The sequence below is a fragment of the Bacillus sp. SIMBA_008 genome (assembly GCF_046535495.1).
Classification (GTDB): domain Bacteria; phylum Bacillota; class Bacilli; order Bacillales; family Bacillaceae; genus Bacillus; species Bacillus subtilis.
This window is the reverse complement of sequence record NZ_JAWRWL010000071.1, coordinates 1-395: the sequence shown is the minus strand read 5'-3', so window position 1 is coordinate 395 and position 395 is coordinate 1. Positions and strand designations below refer to the sequence as shown.

General features: G+C 46.1%; 1 protein-coding gene. It reads right to left on the bottom strand.

Annotated features, from left to right (window positions below):
- On the bottom strand, positions 1-395 hold a 395-nt coding region (locus SB658_RS22165; RefSeq protein WP_410602351.1), incomplete at both ends, for an AAA family ATPase.

Sequence of the window (395 nt, the reverse complement as noted above, 5' to 3'; positions counted from 1 at the left end):
GATCAGGCAAGGCGCATTCTTTTTCGCATTTTCGAATAAATCACGCACACGGGAAGCACCGACACCGACAAACATTTCAACGAAGTCAGATCCGCGGATGCTGAAGAAAGGAACGCCTGCTTCTCCTGCAGATGCTCTCGCAAGTAATGTTTTACCTGTACCTGGAGGTCCTACTAATAGAACACCCTTCGGAATACGGGCACCAACTTCAGCGAACTTGCGAGGATCTTTCAAGAATTCAACTACCTCAACAAGCTCTTGTTTCTCTTCATCCGCTCCAGCAACATCTCTGAAACGAACTTTTTTCTTTTCGTCATTATATAACTTCGCCTTACTTTTCCCGAAGTTCATAACACGGCTACCGCCGCCCTGAGCCTGGTTTAATAAGAAGAAGA